The 18,886-nt window shown below is 55.8% G+C and carries 13 protein-coding genes; 7 read left to right on the top strand and 6 right to left on the bottom strand.

What is annotated here, in order from left to right; translation table 11 throughout:
• Positions 1 to 109 precede the first annotated feature (109 nt).
• Positions 110 to 3,055, top strand: a complete 2,946-nt coding sequence (locus LOC70_RS01125) for a protein kinase (RefSeq protein ID WP_230251421.1) — start codon at positions 110 to 112, stop codon at positions 3,053 to 3,055.
• Between the two features lie 63 nt (positions 3,056 to 3,118).
• Here LOC70_RS01125 and LOC70_RS01120 read toward each other — a convergent pair whose 3' ends face one another.
• The 3 genes from LOC70_RS01120 to LOC70_RS01110 all read right to left on the bottom strand — a co-directional run bounded on the left by LOC70_RS01120 (position 3,119) and on the right by LOC70_RS01110 (position 6,788).
• A complete protein-coding gene (locus tag LOC70_RS01120; protein WP_230251420.1) occupies positions 3,119 to 3,805 on the bottom strand; it encodes a hypothetical protein in 687 nt (228 codons plus the stop codon).
• On the bottom strand, positions 3,786 to 5,828 hold the full coding sequence (locus tag LOC70_RS01115; RefSeq protein WP_230251881.1) for a serine/threonine-protein kinase: 2,043 nt from the start codon (positions 5,826 to 5,828) through the stop codon (positions 3,786 to 3,788). Before LOC70_RS01115 ends, LOC70_RS01120 begins: the two co-directional genes overlap by 20 nt.
• Positions 5,829 to 5,954: 126 nt before the next feature.
• The gene (locus LOC70_RS01110; protein WP_230251419.1) at positions 5,955 to 6,788 is read right to left on the bottom strand and encodes a hypothetical protein; all 834 of its coding nucleotides are present in this window, start codon (positions 6,786 to 6,788) and stop codon (positions 5,955 to 5,957) included.
• Positions 6,789 to 7,125: 337 nt separating this feature from the next.
• On the opposite strand from LOC70_RS01110, the gene LOC70_RS01105 reads away from it, so the two are divergent.
• The 6 genes from LOC70_RS01105 to LOC70_RS01080 all read left to right on the top strand — a co-directional run bounded on the left by LOC70_RS01105 (position 7,126) and on the right by LOC70_RS01080 (position 13,257).
• Positions 7,126 to 7,362 (top strand): hypothetical protein, encoded by a 237-nt coding sequence (locus LOC70_RS01105; protein ID WP_230251418.1) that lies wholly within the window; start codon positions 7,126 to 7,128, stop codon positions 7,360 to 7,362.
• A gap of 314 nt (positions 7,363 to 7,676) precedes the next feature.
• The gene (locus LOC70_RS01100) at positions 7,677 to 8,582 is read left to right on the top strand and encodes a DUF1571 domain-containing protein (RefSeq protein WP_230251417.1); all 906 of its coding nucleotides are present in this window, start codon (positions 7,677 to 7,679) and stop codon (positions 8,580 to 8,582) included.
• Between the two features lie 247 nt (positions 8,583 to 8,829).
• Entirely contained in the window at positions 8,830 to 9,252 is a 423-nt protein-coding gene (locus LOC70_RS01095) for a thioredoxin family protein (RefSeq protein ID WP_230251416.1), read from the top strand.
• A 289-nt stretch (positions 9,253 to 9,541) separates the two neighbouring features.
• Entirely contained in the window at positions 9,542 to 10,189 is a 648-nt protein-coding gene (locus tag LOC70_RS01090) for a signal peptidase II (protein ID WP_230251415.1), read from the top strand.
• A complete protein-coding gene (locus LOC70_RS01085; RefSeq protein ID WP_230251414.1) occupies positions 10,186 to 12,573 on the top strand; it encodes an efflux RND transporter permease subunit in 2,388 nt (795 codons plus the stop codon). Before LOC70_RS01090 ends, LOC70_RS01085 begins: the two co-directional genes overlap by 4 nt.
• A gap of 12 nt (positions 12,574 to 12,585) precedes the next feature.
• Entirely contained in the window at positions 12,586 to 13,257 is a 672-nt protein-coding gene (locus tag LOC70_RS01080; RefSeq protein WP_230251413.1) for an HAD family hydrolase, read from the top strand.
• A gap of 14 nt (positions 13,258 to 13,271) precedes the next feature.
• Here LOC70_RS01080 and LOC70_RS01075 read toward each other — a convergent pair whose 3' ends face one another.
• From LOC70_RS01075 to LOC70_RS01065, 3 genes are all read right to left on the bottom strand, one after another.
• On the bottom strand, positions 13,272 to 16,490 hold the full coding sequence (locus LOC70_RS01075; protein WP_230251412.1) for a protein kinase domain-containing protein: 3,219 nt from the start codon (positions 16,488 to 16,490) through the stop codon (positions 13,272 to 13,274).
• Positions 16,491 to 16,587: 97 nt separating this feature from the next.
• Complete coding sequence (locus LOC70_RS01070) at positions 16,588 to 17,913, bottom strand: AAA family ATPase (RefSeq protein ID WP_230251411.1); 1,326 nt, start codon at positions 17,911 to 17,913, stop codon at positions 16,588 to 16,590.
• Between the two features lie 145 nt (positions 17,914 to 18,058).
• Positions 18,059 to 18,811 (bottom strand): RsmE family RNA methyltransferase, encoded by a 753-nt coding sequence (locus LOC70_RS01065; RefSeq protein ID WP_230251410.1) that lies wholly within the window; start codon positions 18,809 to 18,811, stop codon positions 18,059 to 18,061.
• Between the last annotated feature and the right edge of the window lie 75 nt (positions 18,812 to 18,886).

Genomic DNA, 18,886 nt, shown 5'->3' with positions numbered 1-18,886 from the left:
CAAAAATCAGACAGTGTTGCCGTCGGTGAGTCTGTTAAACTGACGACACTTCGACTGCAGAGCCTCTTTGGGACCCCTCTGTGGTGAGTTCACTCGCACGGGGGAATGAATGTCGGATTCAGTTTCGCAGTACCGTCGTCGCACTCGTCAAACGGCCTATGCCATCGCCATTTTGGTTGCTGGTTTGATGGTTCTATTCAATGCTCCGTGGCGTTATGCGCAAATTAGCGAACGTTGGGTGGGCGAGCCCTTCACGCTGATTCAGCGAGTTCCGACGATTCACACCGACCAAATCACTCGGGCGGGTTGGCCGTGGCGTTACCAGATCGTCATCGATGGTGGAGACTCGCAGCATGCAACGCGAGTGTCTTTCCACGATGCTCCCAAGTTGCAGCTTTTGAATGAAAATTCGACCCGCTTTTGGTCTTGGGGGGCATTGATCGCAGATAGCTTCGTCGCAGTGCTCCTGGTGGTCTTGGCCTTCATGTTGTGGTGCTGGCGAGGAAAGCAAATCGCGAAATCCGTCACGCCCGAGCGGACGCAACGTCGGTTTGACATCGCCGCGGCTTCGGCAAGTTTCCTTGTCCCGGCATTTTGTGTCTTTGGATCCAGCCTGATCGCTCGCCAGCAATATCAATCGGTCAAGCGTCTCGGTGCACGTGGTGGTTATCACTTCACCTTTGAAGCACCTCAGTTGTTTCAAAAACGCATTCCCGAAAAGTTGCACCCTTATTTCCTGCGTTTGCGATCGGTTGAGCTCTACTCACCTGATCGGTTGGCAATGCAGCAATTGTTGCAAGTGCCCACGCTTCGATCCGTGTTGATCGCGGATGGCGAATTGGATGCCGAGTTGCTGGAGCCACTCTCACGCACTTCTGAACTGACCAGTCTCGCTCTGAATCGGACTCCCGTGTCTGCGGAAGTTTGCCAAGAAATCGCGAAATGCGAGCGTTTGATCTGCTTGGGGATTCATCGATGCCGGTTGGATTCCGAGATGATTGCACATCTTGGTGGCATGAAGCATCTGCAGCATGTCGATTTGCAAGGCAACCTTTTCGCATTGGAAGCAATCCAACGTCCCACTTGGTCGCAAACGTGTCGCACGCTAATCCTCAGTAGGCCTAGGCCGGGCGAGGCGGCTCATTTGAATATTTATCAGTGGCCTCATTTGGAGCGTCTACTGATTCAGGATTCGATTCGAATCCGCAACGATGCAACATTGACATTGTCCTTGGTCGATCTGCCGTCGCTTCGCGAAATTCATCTCGATCGTTCTCAGAAACACTCTTTGTACGCCAAGAATTTGCCGCGGTTTTATCGAGTCCTTGAGCCGATTGATTTGATGTTGCTTTATGGAAACAACACCAAGCTTGAGGGGCTGACGCGGTTTGAAACGCTGGATCTCGAAAACGTTCCCAGTATCCGCGCCATTCAGTGTCAAGCAACGGATTTGAAAGAGTTGCGTTTATCAGATGTCAATCGACTCAAAGACATCCATATCGGTGTCTACAACTACGATTCCCAGGGACAGGTGCACGCCGCGAGTCCGACAATGAATGGGGATTCGACTTGGCTTGATCAGATTGCCGCGACGCCGACGTTGACGTCGCTTGACCTATCGGGAGTGCGGTTTGATTCCGAGGCGTTGAAGGGATTGACTCAACTGCGGTATTTGCGGCGGTTGCGAATGCGTGAGGCCGATCTCAACCCAGCGCAACTGGACTGGATCCTGTCCATGACCAATTTGGAGGCATTGGACATTCCCGAGTGTCAGATCTCTTCGCAATGGTTGGACGACTGTTTGGCGAACCTGCCAAAGCTAAAGAGGCTGCATGCCGATCTTTCGGGGCTTGATCAAGTCGCCATTGCAGACAACAGCAATCTCATCGCTCTCGATCATTTCGAAGTGACTGAGCTTGAGCGATTGAAGTTGACGCATCTGCCTCGGCTTCGCGGAGCCATCCAAATTCGTGGCGAAATTGATGAGATCGAACTGGTCGATTTGCCGTTGCTGGATGAGTTGCTGATCGAAAGTCCGTGGCCGGCGAAGGCCAAATTAGATGGGCTTCGTAGTTTGCGTTACTTCGGTGGCGGCGGACCTGGGCTCAACGACGGGGTGATCGATCAGGTTCTGAAGTTCCGAAATTTGGACCACATCGTTTTGGCCTACCCGAACGTTTCTTCCCAGAGATTGCAGGCACTGGGAAAGTACCGGTACCTGACCGGATTAGAATTGCCGGGGTGTGCCGTGGACGATCAAACAGCGTCGCATTGGACGAAGTTGATGCGACTGCGTGTTGCCAATTTTGATGACACCAGTGTCTCGACCAATACCTTTCGGTGGCTGAAGGAGATTCCGTCGCTTCGGCGTTTGTCGATCGCTCGGGTCGATTTGAACGAAGAAGCGAGCCGCTTGGTGAGTTCGCTTTCGCAGTTGGCTTCACTGGATATCAGCGGCTGCAACTTCCCGGTCGAGGATCTGCAGCGTTTGGTGGAGAACGGAAACCTCGAAACGCTGAACCTCGCCGGATGCACGCTGACGGACAGTCATTTGAACTTACTCGCGAGGTCACAAACCCTTCACCGAGTGATGTTGAAAGACTGCAACCTCAGCCCGCGTCAGATCTCAGACGTGCTTCGGCGGAGCCCACATTTGACGATCGATCTTGGTGTCCGCCAGCAGTCGTTCTTCGTCAACTTTTCACCGCCCCATCAGACACGATTGGTTGGGTGCAATGTGTTTCGTCGGCAGTCGCAACGAACGGCCGCCACTCCAATCATGCCAAAGCCTTGGGAACCCGATGCGGAGGGTTGGGCCAATCAGGGAACGAGCGAGGAAAACGAGCCGCAGATGGCCAGTATTTTGCAAGCCGCATCTTTGGATCCAGCGATGGACACCGTGATCGAAGCGAATTTGGTCGGGAACCAGCCTCAATCGCCGGCTTCTGAATCCGATGCGGAGGATCCTCAAATGATGGTGGTGGACCTGGCGGAATTTCGAATGCAGTCGGAGCGAGCGTTTTCGACCGAACTGTTTCGTCCGCTCGGAAATTGATCGCCTGACCAAACACAACGGTTTGGCGTGTGATCAAGTTCGTGCGAGCAAGTTATCGTGCAATCAGGCTTTGGCGATTGTTTGCTGCCGTTGCCGCGAAGCCAATCCACCGAGCAGGATCGAGCCGCCGACCAGGCAGCCAAATCCGCCCAAGATCACGATTCCTGTTGCCGCCAAACGCTCTTGCAATTGAACGTTCGAAATGGCGGTTTCAAAGCGTTTTTGGTGTTCCGGTTGAATCCGCAACAGCACCGCTTTTTCGTGTTGAGTCTCATCGCCGACCAGCACCTTGCCTTCGTAGCGACGAACGATCAATTCATTTTCAATCCAATCTTCGGCGATGGGAACCATTGCGGGATCAGCGGTGGATTGCTGCTTTGCAATGAGTTCATCGACATAAGTTTGGACTGATGCGCGAGCATAAAGCTTGGTCATCTCATCGGCTTCGCTTTTGGAAACGCACGGACCGGAGGTCACGACCATTTGCACGTTGTCACCGTCGCGAGCTTTGGTTTCATCGATCCATCCTGGTCGCTCCGGCGGATAGATCGTGTGTGACAGCGGGGCAACGCTCAATTCGGCGGTCCCGTCCTCGACGACGTCTGCTTCCGAGACCTCGGTTGCATCCGAAGTCTTGGCCGAGGCGTCGTCACAGGAGGCGATGGTGACGTGCAATGAACACGCGGTTCCGAGCAGAAACGCGGCCAACGTCGGCAGATAGCGACTTCGATCAAACGGTTGCAATTGCATCGGACTTCACCCAAGGAGCAGAAAGCTGAGTCATCACGATCACGCCACCCGCGATCAGCATCCCAGCGGGCTGTGGTACGGGAACGATTTGATGGACGACCCACTCGCCGACCACCGCGACGGTCACCGCCCAAAGGCTGAGCCGCACGCGACGCAAAGGATCGACCGGCTTCCACATTCGCAACACGCCAAAGAGCAATGCGAAGTGAGCCATCATCGCCGCGGCTTTGGGAACGCCTGTTTCGAGGTAGAACGAAACCGGAAGTGCGGTTGCATCGATGTCTCGGGTCAAACCTTCATCCATCGGGACCATCAAGAAGTGGCCCAACGCAAATGCCAGTAGTCCCAGACATGCTCCCCAAGACGCCGACACCAATCGGCGAACGAGGCCCTCGCCCTCTGTGCTTTCCCAAAATTTGCCGATGCCCAGCAAGCCAAATGCACCCAGCCAAATCACCAGAGCCATCCAGACATAAGGTGCGAGAGCCAAAGGAGTGAAAGGCGTGCTTCGCATGCCGATGACGGAGCTGAGTAGCAGCAGCACTCCGGCAACGATCATCGACGTCATTCCCGACGTGGACCATTCCGCGGCGCGCGATAGGCGAGTGCGATCGGCCAAACCACCGCGAAGCAAGGCTCGGACCTGAGCCTTGGACATCGTCGGTTTGCGTTTGGGGGGAGTGGCCGGAGCAGAAGTCAGTTGTTGTGAATGGTTGGATCGGTTGTCATTGGATGGCGAGTAAGATGGCGGTTCCGACAACTGCAGCACAACATGACGCAGCACGTAATACGGAACGTAAAAGAATCCCACCATCGAAAGCACCGGCAACAACCAGTGCGTGTTGACCAACAAAATCGCCACGGCGGAGATTGCCAAGACGAGTTTGATCCCCGGCGAGGTTTCCAAAGCACGCCACCAAGCACTGGCATCGGCGAATGTATTCCGAACCGCGCGAGCGATGGGCTCTTCGCTATCCGGTGAGTTCAACACCATCGCCGTTCCGCCTTCCTGGCGACCGAGGGCTGCCTGTGCGAAGGGAGCTTGTTCGTTGGATTCGAGATCGTTCGCTGCATCGGTGGCTGGGCGATCGTCCGAGTTCGCCCGGACAACCTCGGCCATGACCGGTGTTTGTTGAACGTCCATGGAAACCAAAGACAGCATTTCCGCAACATCTCGTGGACGTTTCTTCGGGTCCTTCTGAAGGCACCGCGAAATCACGTTGCGGTAGTCTTCCGGAACGCGGCTGAGGTCGGGTGAATCGGTCAGGTGTTTGACGATGATCTCTTGGGGTGTTTCACCATCGAACGGAAGTTCTCCGGTGAGCATTTCAAACAAGATCACTCCCAATGCATACAAATCGATTTCGCGACCGTATTGGCCTCGACCAATTTCCGGTGCCATGTAATGGAAGGTGCCGATGCTTTCCGTATGGCCGCTGCGGTGGGAGGCAGAGATAAACTTGCTCAGTCCGTAGTCACCCACTTTGACGATGCCGTCGTCATCGAACAGGTTGCCCGGTTTCAGGTCTCGGTGGACCAAGCCAGCGGAGTGCAAATGAGCCACGCCGGCCGAAACGCCCGCGAACCAATGTCGGACCTGCGATTCGAACATCCCGCTAGGCAATCGCTTTGACGGACGAAAACGATTTCGTTTTTCAGCTTGGTTCGCTTTTGCCGCATCATCCAAAACCTCTCTCAGGTTCGGGCCGGCCACGTATTCCATGACCACCCAAGCTTGATCGTCCGAATCCCGGCAGACGTCATGCAGTGAGACGAGGTTTTGGTGTTTGAGGTTCAAGCAATGGGAAACGCCTCGCAGTTCAACTTCCAAATTTCGCTGGATGCGTTTCAAAGCGACTTCTTTGCCCGCCTGACTGACCGCGAAATAGACCTCGCCAAATCCGCCCACGCCGATGCCACGACGAATCGTGTATCGGTCCAGGACCAGATCGTTAGGGGCGTGGGTGAATTTCATCGGACGAGAAGGAGGCAAAAGATTGGAGTGGTCGGCGGGAAGTTCCATTGTATCGGCCAAAGCATTCATCGCATGCCTTTTCAAAGAGAAGAGAACGTTCCGCCAGATTCAACACAGACGGTCAAACGGGGAGCCCAACGCTCCCCATGTCCAACAAGACCCGTGTGTCCCTCATCACAGCGACGAATCGCTGCTTTCTTCATCCAACTGAATCGAGACGTAGGCTTGGTCGTCAACGCCCTCGAGCTCTTGCATGTAGGACGTGATGTCGTCCAACAAGTTCTCATCCGAAGGTTCGTCCAAGTTGATTTCGCCGAAGTATTCGACGTCCACCTTCATGGTCTCTTCTTCCACATCGATTCGAGTGGCGATGTCATCGAGCAAGCGGCGGGTATCGGACAAAGCACTGTCGTCCAAGTGCAATTGTGTGCTGGTCTGAGCGACACGCAGTGCACCCAAACGAGCTTGCAGGTTTTCGACTTCCACTTCGAGTTGGCGTTTGGCATCCAGCATCGCGTCCATACGCTGCGAAGCGGCGGCCAGCGATGCTTCGCGGGCAGACAGCATCTGACGCAGTTTTTCAGACGTTTGCTGACGAGTTTGGAACCGTTTGAAGCGGTTGCCCAGGTCGGATTTCACTTGAGCCGAGGTGTAGGTGACTCCGCCGTAGGAGTAGACATCGCTGTCTTCGCGGAGGTCGTTGCTCAACCGTTCGATGTCCGATTTGGCTTTGACCAATTTTTCTTCCGTCGCTTTCACTTCACGCTGCAGGCGAACCACTTCGGTTTTTTCCTGAGCGATTCGGCGAGCGTTCTGCTGAATTTCGGGTTTCAGGTCGGTGATCAGCTGGCGGGCTCGTTTCAGTTCCCATTCCAAAGGAACCGCGTCGCTGGCCGAGTTGGTCAGGTGCGACCAACCGCAACGAGCGTAGCTGCCAATGGGGGTAGCAATGGTGAGACCGGACAACAATGTGGCGGCGGTGCCTGCCAAGACTATTTTCTTCAACATCGGGTGTTCTCCTAGGAAAACCAATCACGGGATTTTTTTGGGGCGGTTTCATGCCGCATCAGTGGGTTCTTCGTTAGTGGCACCCGCGTCTTGGCAAATGGGCGCGAAAAAAACGAAAAAGCAGGTTTCGGGGTGAATTTTGGCGACCTGGTACGGTCCAGCTCCGTAGAAGAGATGTCGGTCAATTAAACCCAAATGCTCGTTTTGAGCGTGTTTTCCGCCGCGCTCGGACGCTGTCTGACGTAGGTTTTCTTAAAACCAAATTGATCATTCGGCCTCAAATTTGCCGAACCTATTCCTGGGTGAAGCCATCTGAAATGGTCCTGGGGAAATCGCCATGTCAACTTCATCACCAACACCGAATCCATCCGAATGGGTGCCGCCTGAAACCGGCACGCCGAGGCACGAGATCCAGTGTCTCGACTGGGGACGGATCACGGCGTTATTCGATACCGAAACGGTCGACGCTGCCTTCGGCGATTGGATTGCATCCGATCTGTCTGAGATGGAGGTTCAGCTTTCCGCGTTTCAGTCGCACGGAGCCAAAATCCGGGGACTTAAAGAGGATCGCTGAGAGGCGACCGCTGAGATGGGGCCGCCTGTTGAGTGAAGGCCAAGGGGCGGTTCTTTTTTCGATCGGCGTGCGGATTGGCTTGGTCCTCGCCGGGAAACTTTGCTACCGTCACGAAATCCCGGCGTTTCTATTCGGCCGGGAGCATTCGATTCCGAACAGGGTTACTCGGGTTGTTCGGGTTGTAGTTGGTTCGATCACAGGATTGGTTGTTGAGCATGGACGTGGTCGATGCACTTGGATGCAGCCCCACGTGGCGTCCATCCAGTGGCGTCCTCCCAACTCTTCGCCTGACCTCACGCAGCAAGGAAGCTGAGATGAACACACCTCGTCGTCAATTTTTAGGACTCGCTGGCGGTTTGCTGGCCGGTGGACTCTCTCAATCTCGTCTTTTCGGCCAAGATCCGCAGTGGACCAAACCGGTTCACCGCGTCGCCAACGCAGCGATGTCCGCACAAAAGGCAACGCCGGCCATCAGTGGGATGAGCCCCGCCAAAGCCGATTTGGTCCGCGGTTTGGAAATGGCGCGTCAGTCGCTTTCACGATCGAAGACCGAGGTCAACGATTACACGGCCATTTTGGTCAAACGTGAGCGCATCGGTGACACGGTCGGCGAACACGAATACATGTCGATCAAGGTGCGCAATCACAAGGAAGTGGGCGGACGTTTGGTTCAGCCGTTCAGCGTTTACCTGATGTTCCTGAAACCGAGTTCGGTTAAGGGACGCGAAGTGATCTACGTCGAAAACCAAAACAACGGCAATATCGTCGCTCACGAAGGCGGCTTCAAAGGTCGTTTCTTGCCCACCGTGACCATTCCACCAACCGGAATGCTAGCAATGCGTGGCCAGCGATATCCGATGACGGAAATCGGTGTCGAGAACATGATTGTCAAGCTGATCGAACGCGGTGAGAAAGCGTTGAACTTCGAGGACGTTCGCGCTGAGTTCCGTAAAGGCGCCCGTCTGAAAGACCGCGCCTGCACCGTTTTGGAGCTGACTCAGCCCACCCGTCGCCCAGATGCCGAATTCCACACCGCCCAGGTGTTCATGGACGATGAGCTGAACATGCCGATCCGTTACATCGCTTACGATTGGCCAGCCTCCGAAGGGGCTCGCGGGGAAGTCATTGAGGAATACAACTACCTCAACCTGAAGGTGAACGTCGGGCTGACGGATGCAGATTTTGATCCGTACAACAAGTCCTACAATTTCCACTCCTGATTCACTGGCCGGGTGAAACCGCGAGAAACTTCGCTTTGAGAATTCGATGCGGGGAATTCGTAGGAACAGTCATTGTTGTAAAAGAGTTACACTGATCCTGCTGGTTTCCCCGTGTGTCGCGGGAGTCCAATTCGCTCACCTGCACGTTGCAGGAAGCCTGTTTTGCCCACCCGCGAGTTGCGGAAGGCATGTTTCACTTCCTCCCGCGAATTGCTGATCGCGGGTGGAATGTTTGCGGAGTTTCATCATGACAGCTTTTTCCAGTCCAGCCTCGCTCATCGCGACCTCGCTCGCTGCAGGTTGCATTGGGGTGGCGTCGCTCTTTCTGTTGGGATGCAACGCATCAGACCCTCAATTGCCCCCGCCATCCGTTCCTGCAGAGGCTATCCAGGCCGCCGTTGGGGACGCGGGACCGCAGGAGTTGGTGCTGGTGAAATTTGGTGCCCCATGGTGTGGACCCTGTCGCCAAGTCGACAAGGAACTCGCATCGTTGGAGGAAGACGTGCGGGTCGTCGCGATCGACGTCGATGAGGCTCCCGACGTGGCGGCTCAGTTCGGAATCCAAAGCATTCCCCGCATGTTCTTGGTTCGGAACGGCGAGGTGTTGGCCGACGAGCTCGGGTTCCATTCGAAGTCGGAACTACGAGATTGGGTTGCCGATTTCCAGTGATCCAAATGGGGCTCAGCGATCGTGATCGACCGCTGAGTCCGCATTCACGATACGAGTCGATCGCGAGATGACTCTCGGGAAATCTCATGCGTTCCTGAGCACTTCTTTCCATAGTCGTCTGGGAATTCTCAACGGTTGGCTTTACCGTGCAGGCTGAACGAAGCAGTGATCTGATTTCACGTGTTCTGGTCAACTGATCCAGCGACTTCCAAACAGCTTGGGTCCCGCGGAATCACCCCGCGGTGGGAATCAGCCACTGCGGAACGCTTTCCCCGTTTGGCTCGCCCGAATGAACTCCGCCGCCGAAAACCAATCCGAAGTCAAACCCGCTTCCGCGACCACGTCCTATCCCGCCAGCCGATTTGCTCTGTTCTTCGGTTTGGCCGCAATCGGTGGAGGATTGGATCTGTGGACCAAGGAAGCCATTTTTCGATGGCGTGGTTTACCGGGAATGAGTGACGTGTATTGGGTGATCGAAGGGTACTTTGGCATCGAGACGGCCGTGAACATCGGCGCGGTCTTTGGTCTCGGGGCCGGCCAAGGCTTGGTCTTCGCCGTGATCTCTGTGATCGCCGCGATCGCGATCATGGTTTGGCTTTTCTATTTCGGTGCTGCCCGTTCGTGTTGGTTGACGTTTGCACTTGGTTGCATCGCCGGTGGAATCATCGGCAACCTTTACGACCGCCTAGGCTTTTGGTGGGAACCGGGCATGCACGAAGCATGGCAAAGCGGTGTTCGCGATTGGATTCTGTGGCAGGCTTCGGACGAATGGAAGTGGCCCAATTTCAACATCGCCGATTCGTTGTTGGTGACGGGAGCCATCATGTTGTTGATTCAGTCGTTCTTCTTTCCGCCACCGCATCTGGGGGCTGACGAAGACTCGAAGAAGACAGAGGATCCATCACAAGATACGACCGGCAATCCGGCGACATCGTGAAGTCCACGTTGATCGCGTCACCACGTCACGGGCTCGCGCACTTTCTTGTCGCTTGGCGTTGGTGGTTGTTCGGTATCGGGTGTTTGTTGGCGATCCCGCTCACCATCCAGCAACGTGATTTGGGCATGGATCGTTCGCTGGCCTCCATGTTCGCCAGTGATGATCCAACGCTGCTGCAGTATCAGCATTTGCAACGCACATTCGGCGGCAATTTAGTCGTCATGCTGGTCTACGATGATCCTGATTTGATGACCGCAGAAGGCGTTCGGCGCAGCCAGGCTTGGACGGCTCAGGCGGAGTCTTTGCCGGGTGTGCGAGGCGTCCTGTCCATCGCGAAATTGGTGGAGGCATTCCACTACATACAACCGCCGATGAGCTTGTCCGATGCGGCTTCCTTTCTGACATCAGAATCGAGCGACTCGAAAGCGGGGGCAACGTCTGGATCGAAGATGTTGTCTCAGGATGACCCGATCGCTCTCGCCTTTCGTGGCATGTTTGCTGGATACACACACAGTCCGGATGAGGAAACGGCCGCGATTGTGGCGATGTTGGACACCGATCAATCGCAAGCGGCAGTGGAAGGTCTTCGCGCACTCGCAGAGCAGTTGCCACAGGAACGACGTCCGGTGTTGGTTGGCGAACCGGTGTTGCTGGACGATGCATTTGACTTGATCGAGCAAGACGGAAACCGCTTGGCGATGGGCACGATTGGCTTGCTGAGTCTGGTGATGCTGTTGACGCTTCGCGATTACCGAGTCGTGCTCTTGGCGATATTGACCATCGCCTGGTCCACCGTCGCGACGCGCGCGTCGATGGTCGTCTTGGGAATGGAAATGTCATTGGTGTCGACCATCTTGATCGCAATCATTGCCGTGATCACCGTGGCGTCGGTCATGCATGTGGGGATCCGCATGAAAGATCGGGTGACGACGGCGTCTCAGAATCATTCGGCAGCGATTGCGTTTTTGGCGGTGCCGATTGTTTGGACCTGTTTAACTGACGCGGCCGGTTTCGCTTCCTTGTTGCAGTCGGACGTCCAGCCGGTGAAACAGTTCGGCGCGATGACCGGTATCGCAGCGATCAGCATCGTGTTGTCGCTGCTTTGGTTCACGGCAGCGATGATGAAATTGCCGGGGTGGCGACGTTTCTCATCCGATGAGTCGGCTTTGCGGCAGTTGGAAGGGAGCGCCGACGCCAGTCTGGATGGTCGATTTCACCAATCCATGATGTGGTTGGTTTGCAAGAGTTTGCATCATCGAAAAGGGCTGACTGGCTTGGCGGTGTTGGGTTTGATCGTCAGTACCTTCTTGGCGGCTCGGCTGCCGACGGAGACGAGCTTCTTGAAAAACTTTCGCGATGACAGTCCGATCGTCCAGGCCTACGAACGTGTGGAACGAGAGCTGGGTGGAGCGGGCGTTTGGGATGTTGTTTTACCCGCCCCGGAGGTGATCACTCCGGAGTACGCGGAGCGAGTTCGGAAACTGCAAACGCAATTGCGACAGGTGCAGGTTGTCTCCGCCGATGACGGAGAAACCCATCGCTTGACCAAGGTTTTATCTCTCGCTGATGCGGATGGGGTGGCCGCGATGAGTCCTCTGTTGGCCATCGTGACGCCTGAAATTCGCTTGGCGGGGATGCGTGCGGCGATTCCGACGTTTGCCGAAGCCTTGTTGACGTTTGAACCATCGGGTGAACTTTCAAGCGACCCGATCGACCGCGAATTGCGGATCATGTTGCGTAGCAAAGAACACATGCCGGGCGATGTCAAACAGGATTTGATTGCGAAGGTCACGCAGGTCGTTCACGAATTTGATGAGGACGCCAGTGTGACCGGGTATTCCGTGATGATGTCGCGATTGGTCGACAGCTTGATGCGTGACCAGTGGCAAGCCCTGATCATTTCGCTGTTGCTTGTGGGGGCGTTGATCGCGATTGCAACGAGAAGTGTCCGGTATGCCATGGCCGCGTTGCTGACCAATTCCTTGCCCGTGATGTTGGTCCTGACCGTGATGGGGTGGTTGGGTGGCGGATTGAACTTGGGGTCGGCAATGATCGGAGCGGTGTCGATTGGATTGTCGATTGACGGCTCCATTCATTTCTTGGCGGGCTATCAACGACGGTTGTCGCACGGCATGCGTCCGGATCTGGCCGCGGCCCACGCGGCGACGGATGTTGCTACGCCGATCTTGCTGGCGACACTCGCGTTGGTGGTTGGCTTTGCCATTTTGATCTCTAGCCCATTCATTCCGACAGCAACTTTCGGCACATTGATCGCAGCAACTTTGGCAGCATCGGCGATCATCAACTTGACGTTGTTGCCTGCCGCGGTGGTCGCGTTTGAGTCGCGGCTGTTTGATTCATCCAACAAACCTTTCCCGACCTGAATGGAGGCATCCATGTTTGTTCGCGGCGTCGCGCTGGATATGGACGGACTGCTCTTTGACACCGAACGCATTTACTTTCGTGTTGGTCAGGTATTGATGGAGCGACGTGGGCACACGTTCACATTAGAGCTGCAGCAAAAGATGATGGGCCGTGTCGGGTTGTCAGCGATTGGCCAGATGATCGAGCACCATTCTTTGGACGATGATCCGGTGGCGTTGCTGGCCGAATCGGACGATGTGTACGGTGATTTGTTGCTGGGAGAACTGCGTCCGATGCCTGGATTGGACGCTTGGGTGGATCGCCTTCGCGAAAGCGGTTTGCCGTTTGGGTTAGCCACCAGCAGTCGTCGCAAATTTGTCGACATGATCTTGCCGACAACCGGTTGGTCCGATGAGCTCGCCTTCGTCCTGACGGGAGACGACGTGACTCATGGGAAGCCAAACCCGGAGATGTATTTGAAGGCCGCGGAGCGATTGGCGATGCCAGCGAAACAAATGTTGGTGCTGGAAGACAGTGGCAATGGCGCGGCCGCGGCGGTTTCCGCGGGGGCAGTGACGGTTGCCGTTCCCAACGAACACACTCGTGGTCACGAGTTTTCCGGAGTGCACTTGGTCGCCGATTCGCTCGAAGATTCGCGTCTGTGGGACTTGCTGCCAGAACCGGGCACCGAAATACCCGCCTGACCTCCGACGCTGGATCAGACTCGCCAATCCAAGTCGCTGCGGGCGTGCAGTCGTTTGCTGATCTGCGTGTTGCCACCGGAGACCAAGTTCAGTTGTTCCAGCAAGTTGTCGACCGGAATTTGCTGGGCTTCGTGGATCAGGATGGGAGTGATCCCCGGAATCACGACGGTGGTGAGTGTTCCTGAGTGGGCGGCACGAACTTTGGACTCGAGCCGTTCCTGTTCCGTTTGGCTGCCGACGAGCAACAGCAGTCGCTGGCGTCCGCCACATTGCAACAGCGACGGGGCGGCAACTTGCAGTGCCGATTCAATGCTGGTCTGTTCCGGTGCCTCGCGTTTGACGTGCGAGGTTTGCTCGAACATTTGGGTTTCGGAAATGGATGCTTTGCTCGATTCGCCCGTGAGTCGTGTCAGTGAGGAGGTGGCGGGCGATCCGTTTGGGTCGGTGGTTTGGCTCTTGCCCGTGGAAGTCGTCGAGTCGGATGTTTCGAGCTCCATGGCTCGTTGGTTGTCGATGATGCTCTCGACCATCGGCAAACACTTCGCAACCAACTCCACCGGCATCGAAGATTCGTCCCATTCCGAGTTGGGGTCACGCAGCAATCCCAACAACCACTTGGGCGCCGTTTGCGCGTGCAGTTGATCCAGCAAGGGATTGAAACGCATTTGAATTTCTTGCGGCATCTCCGTCCATGGATTCTCTGAATCCTGGTCGTCGCCGGGGACGCATCGAATCGCTTTGGCGATTCCCACGGCGATTCGCGTGAGCACTTCGTGCAGGCTTCCGATTCTCTGTTGGAAGGTTCGCAGTTGATCACCGGCCAATTCGATTGCAATGCGATTGAGCTCGAACGCTGCGAGTTGCTCCGCGGATTCGATTTCCGTCACAAGATCTTCCGAGGAAACCAGTGATTCCAACAAAGAAATTTGTTGCTGTTTCACTCCAAAATCAAGCTCTTCCAATTCCAAGATCGAATCGGAACACCAGCGTTTCAGTTCTTCCACGGCTTGCAGACTGGTGGTCACATCGACGCGTCCGTCGTGCAGTCGGACTGAGATTTCGCGTCGGAGCATGACCATCTGCGTGGCAGCCTTTCGATCCAATCGATCCAGCACATCGCATTCGCTGAGACGTTCACGCAGCAACCGGTTCAGTCGCTCGGGTTGCAGGAGTTGATCAGCCGGCACCTGCGAAACAATTCGCGACAAGCCAGCGGAGACCGCGTTGGCGTCCGTTCCAATAGCCGATTTGACTTCGTCGATATAGACGCCGAGTTCCAGCCCGCAACGCTTTCGAAAACGTTCGCAGGTGACCGAGGCGATCTGACGAGCCTCGGTGGGGTTGCCAAGCCAATTGAGCAGAAGGTGACGTGCCGCGGCGGGAGCCAACAGGTTTTCTTCCAATGCGCGAACGCACTTCAGTCTCGCCACACCCACCGAGCGCAGCGAGGGTTTGCTATGCAGCGAACGTTCGTCGATGTCACTCTTGCGAGCTTCCGCCAATAACTCACCGGCCCCGGTGGCATCGGCCCAGAGATAATCCACGATGGTGGTGCATCCGGCGGCGCTGGTTTCACCACCAGCGATGACGTAGGCGTTGCGAAGCGGGTTGCGAGAGGCGGGGACTCCCGGCCAGTTCAACCCGGGATCGCCCGGGTAGCTGTTTTCCGGATGCATGTAGTGGCTGATCTCGGCGATCGCAGCATACGAATCATGCAGGGTTAGCGGTTGGTGTGGGTTGCCTTGAACGGAGACCATTGAGAACAGCGGAAGGATCGATGCGCTTTCCAAACTGGCTTCATCGAGCAGCGTGCGCAGTCTTGGTGCCAAGTCCAGCATCATGCCGCTGGCCGTGCCGCCCGACAGCGAGCCGACCAAATAGATCGACGGCACGCGATCACCACAGACAGCGGCCAAGTGGTCGATGCATTCACGCAGTTTGGAATCGATGGTCTGCGCGTGGTCCATCATCGCCAATCGACCCAGCGGACGCATGCCTTCGGTGGAACCACTTCGCGGAACGTTGTAGATCCAACGTCGCGAAATGGACCGGAAGTGATCGGTGCGACCTTCTCGGTATTGCTGCGGTGACTTCAGCGGTGTGTGTAGCGTGGTGGCCGGTGGAATGCGATCGGATGCTTCCGTCAATCGTGCCGCATGGATGGTGTTCATGTCGGTGTCGATCAAAACAGAATGCAAATCCAAGGGACATGCGCTGTGGAGTGTGGCGACACGGCGTCGCAGTTCGTGCAAACATTCCGCTCCCAGGCCGCCGACGGCGATCACCATCGCGTGACCGGTCACTCGACCGGAGAAGGCTTGCTGGCCCGAGTTGAGACTGGGTAGGTCTTCGACCGCTTCTTTGCGTTGCTTGACATTCGGGTTGGCGGACGACTTCACCACCGTCTCATCGCGACCGCGAGGCGTTCGCAATGCCTCGACAAAGTCCTTGCAGCTTTCAAAGCGACGATCCGGATTCTTTTCTAGCGCCCTCGCCACCGCGACTCGATCGGCTGCGGGCAACGGATCCAGCACCGGCGCGGCGTGGATATGCTGCGTGGCTAATTGAGCGATCGTGCGTCCGGTGAACGGACGTGTTCCGGTCAAGAGTTCTTGGTACATCACCGCCAGCGAGTATTGATCGCTGTTGATACTGGGCCGACCGTCAAAGAGTTCCGGTGGTGCATAAATGGGTGTCAGCCCGCCCACCACGGAATGGTCGTTTTCGCGAAGGTCTTTGAGGAGACCAAAATCACCAACTTTGACGTGACCGCCAACAAGCAAAAGGTTGCCAGGCTTCACGTCCAAATGCTGAAGTTGATAGTTGCTGTGCAGGTAGTCCAGCGCATCTGCGGCATCGTGCAAGTAAGACAACAAAGCCGCACGCGGAATGCCGCACGAACCTCGGTCTTGGTGACGCTTCAGAATGTCTTCGAGGGAACCATCGGCAAGTTCGGTCACGATCACCAACCGGTCGTCGACAATGCCGAATCGTTCCAGCGTCAACAGGAACGGATGGTGGACGCCTTTGATGCGCTCCAGCGATTTTAATTCGCGAGAGCCTCGCTTGGCATCGGTTGCTCCAAAGACAAATTTGACCGCCTTCTTCAATCCACCAGGCGCATTGGCCAACCACACTTCGCCGAAGCCGCCTTCGCCGATCTTCTTTTCCAGCGTGTAGCCAGCAATGGGCTCATAGCCGGGAGCGATGTTTGGAGTGGATTGAACGGTCATGGGACGACGCGAAACAACGAAGGAGGTGGGTGATACTGTTTAGTTGGTGAAGCTTTGAAGAACCTCAGCGAGGCACGAAGCAAAGGATCGAAGTTGACTACAACGCGCTGAAATAACTTCGGCACGCTTGATCGAGATATTCTGGACGCAACGTCAGCGGCAATCGTCGATAGCGGCAAAAGTTGGCGACTTGAGTCAGCAAGTCACGCGGATGGCATCGACGTGGCGGACGATTGTTCTTTTGGTAGTAAGCCAACAGGTGGTTGGCGGCTTCGGGGGTTTCCGGAAAACCCATTTGTGCGGCAACCGTCTTCATCAGCGAGCGAAACTCGTCTGGCGATGGATCGTTGACGAAAATTTTGTAAGGCACGCGTCGCAGAAACGCTTCGTCCACCAAGTCATCGGGATTCAAGTTGGTGGAGAACAGGATCAACTGTTCAAATGGAATTTGGATCTTCTTGCCGGTCGGCAACGTCAGGTAGTCGCAACGGTTCTCAAGCGGAACGATCCAACGATTCAGAAGTTCTTCGGGGGCGATTCGTTGCCGCCCAAAGTCGTCGATCAGCAAACATCCGCAATTGCTTTTCATCTGCAGCGGTGCTTCGCAAATGTTGGAGCGATGGTCGTGGCGAACTTCGAGGTTCTCCATCACCAACTCGCCACCCACAACGACGCTGGGGCGTTGAATACGAATCCAGCGGCGATCCCATTCTTGAGCCTTCAGAAGTTGGCCATCTCCTTCCGGGATGGGAGCCTCTTGGTGATAGGCGTCGTCTTTGACTTTGATCAGGTTTCCATCATCCAGAATCGCATGCGGGATCCAGATCTCTTGGCCCAAGCAATGTGTGAGACTGCGAGCGATGGTGGTTTTACCGTTTCCGGGAGGCCCAAACAGAAACATACCTGTGTTGCTGTTGATGGCCGGCCCAATTTGGTCCAGCAACTCGTCTTGATAGGAAATGTTGGAAAGAGACGCCTGCAGATCGTCGCGTTCGATTGGATCGACACCGGCGGCTTGAGCTTCAACGCTCAACGTGTAGTCAGATAGCGGCACCGGTGCGGGACCGATGTAGGCGCATTGCTGCAGGTGCGTTTGCGCACGTTTTTGTCCGAGCTCCGTCAACGAATAGTAGTAATCGTTGAACGCGGCGGGACGGACGTGAGCCACAAATTTTCGCGTGCGAAGTGCGTCCACGATCGGTTCCACCAACCGGAATGGCAGTCCCATCATGGTTGCCACGTTGCGGCCACTGATCGTTCCAATCTGATGAATCGATTTCAGCGTCAACGCCTCGATGAAACTGACCGACAGACCCAGCTCATTCAAAGAGCGAGGCTCGGCTGGCCAGAACGTATCGTCTGTCAGCAATCCACCCAGAGCGGCGGATTCGAAATTGTGCGTGTCGGTGAGCAGGGCATTCATGCTTGAAGCAAGCCGTTGATGAGGTCACATGGGACTTCAACGCGTCTGGGACGATGGATTCCACCCTCACAGATTCGTTGACCACGCAAACCTAGCTTGCGATTTCACGCCAAAGCTTCACCGCTGTTCATAGTGAACGGATCTATCAATCCATTAGCAGTCGCGCCGCAATAACCGTCGCAGCCGTTTCAATCCGCAAGATTCGTTTGCCGAGACCGAATGAGTCGAACCCTTTTGCCAAGCATTGCTGGTGTTCCACGTCGGAGAGTCCGCCTTCGGGGCCAATCACGGCGAGTTGACGCGGACGTTGGGGCTCTGAGCTCTTGGCTTCGTGCTGGCTTTGAGATTTATCCTGGACCGGTACCGTGCAGGGGAGCGGAGGCGAGTCCGGCATTGCGACCAGTCGAGTTTGCCAATCGTAAGCGTCCAGTGTCAGCAGTTCAGCGAAACGGATTGGTGCATCCAATTGCATCAACGTGTTGCGGCCGGATTGTTTGCAGGCTTCGACCACAATTCGTTGAAGTTTTTGCATCAGGTTGTCCGCGGGAGGACGTTGGGTCCGCTCGAACACCACCGGGATGACACGAGAGACGCCCAGTTCCGTCAAGCGTTCCATCAATTCTTTTGCACGATCCGGTTTGGGCAAACCGATGGCCAAATCCAAGTGCACGCTCGGCTCACGGTTCACATGCACAATGGTGTCGCAGCGAACGGTGCATTCTCGTTTGCTGACCGACATCACCTCCGCCGTGCATTGGTTCCCTGAACCATCGAACAGTTCGATGGCGTCACCGGTTTGCACCCGCATCACTCGCGCCGCGTGAGACGCTTCCTCGTCCGGCAATTGGACCACCGGGGCTTGGGCTTTCAGGTCTGGAACAAAATAGCGTCGAGTCATGGATCAACGGACATCAGTCGGGCCGGTCGTGCGGGTTACAACGATCTCGCAAGGTAACCGAAACAGAAAGCAATC

Origin of the sequence: Rhodopirellula halodulae (genome assembly GCF_020966775.1) — a bacterium.
Taxonomy (GTDB): domain Bacteria; phylum Planctomycetota; class Planctomycetia; order Pirellulales; family Pirellulaceae; genus Rhodopirellula; species Rhodopirellula halodulae.
This window is presented reverse-complemented; position numbering and strand designations above follow the sequence as displayed.

Bases quoted from the DNA above. Each gene is read 5' to 3' on its own strand.
- LOC70_RS01070 (WP_230251411.1), bottom strand. From the start codon at position 17,913: ATGAATGCCCTGCTCACCGACACGCACAATTTCGAATCCGCCGCTCTG.
- LOC70_RS01110 (WP_230251419.1), bottom strand. From the start codon at position 6,788: ATGTTGAAGAAAATAGTCTTGGCAGGCACCGCCGCCACATTGTTGTCC.
- LOC70_RS01125 (WP_230251421.1), top strand. From the start codon at position 110: ATGTCGGATTCAGTTTCGCAGTACCGTCGTCGCACTCGTCAAACGGCC.
- LOC70_RS01100 (WP_230251417.1), top strand. From the start codon at position 7,677: ATGAACACACCTCGTCGTCAATTTTTAGGACTCGCTGGCGGTTTGCTG.
- LOC70_RS01065 (WP_230251410.1), bottom strand. From the start codon at position 18,811: ATGACTCGACGCTATTTTGTTCCAGACCTGAAAGCCCAAGCCCCGGTG.
- LOC70_RS01120 (WP_230251420.1), bottom strand. From the start codon at position 3,805: ATGCAATTGCAACCGTTTGATCGAAGTCGCTATCTGCCGACGTTGGCC.
- LOC70_RS01105 (WP_230251418.1), top strand. From the start codon at position 7,126: ATGTCAACTTCATCACCAACACCGAATCCATCCGAATGGGTGCCGCCT.
- LOC70_RS01090 (WP_230251415.1), top strand. From the start codon at position 9,542: ATGAACTCCGCCGCCGAAAACCAATCCGAAGTCAAACCCGCTTCCGCG.
- LOC70_RS01115 (WP_230251881.1), bottom strand. From the start codon at position 5,828: ATGGAACTTCCCGCCGACCACTCCAATCTTTTGCCTCCTTCTCGTCCG.
- LOC70_RS01080 (WP_230251413.1), top strand. From the start codon at position 12,586: ATGTTTGTTCGCGGCGTCGCGCTGGATATGGACGGACTGCTCTTTGAC.
- LOC70_RS01075 (WP_230251412.1), bottom strand. From the start codon at position 16,490: ATGACCGTTCAATCCACTCCAAACATCGCTCCCGGCTATGAGCCCATT.
- LOC70_RS01095 (WP_230251416.1), top strand. From the start codon at position 8,830: ATGACAGCTTTTTCCAGTCCAGCCTCGCTCATCGCGACCTCGCTCGCT.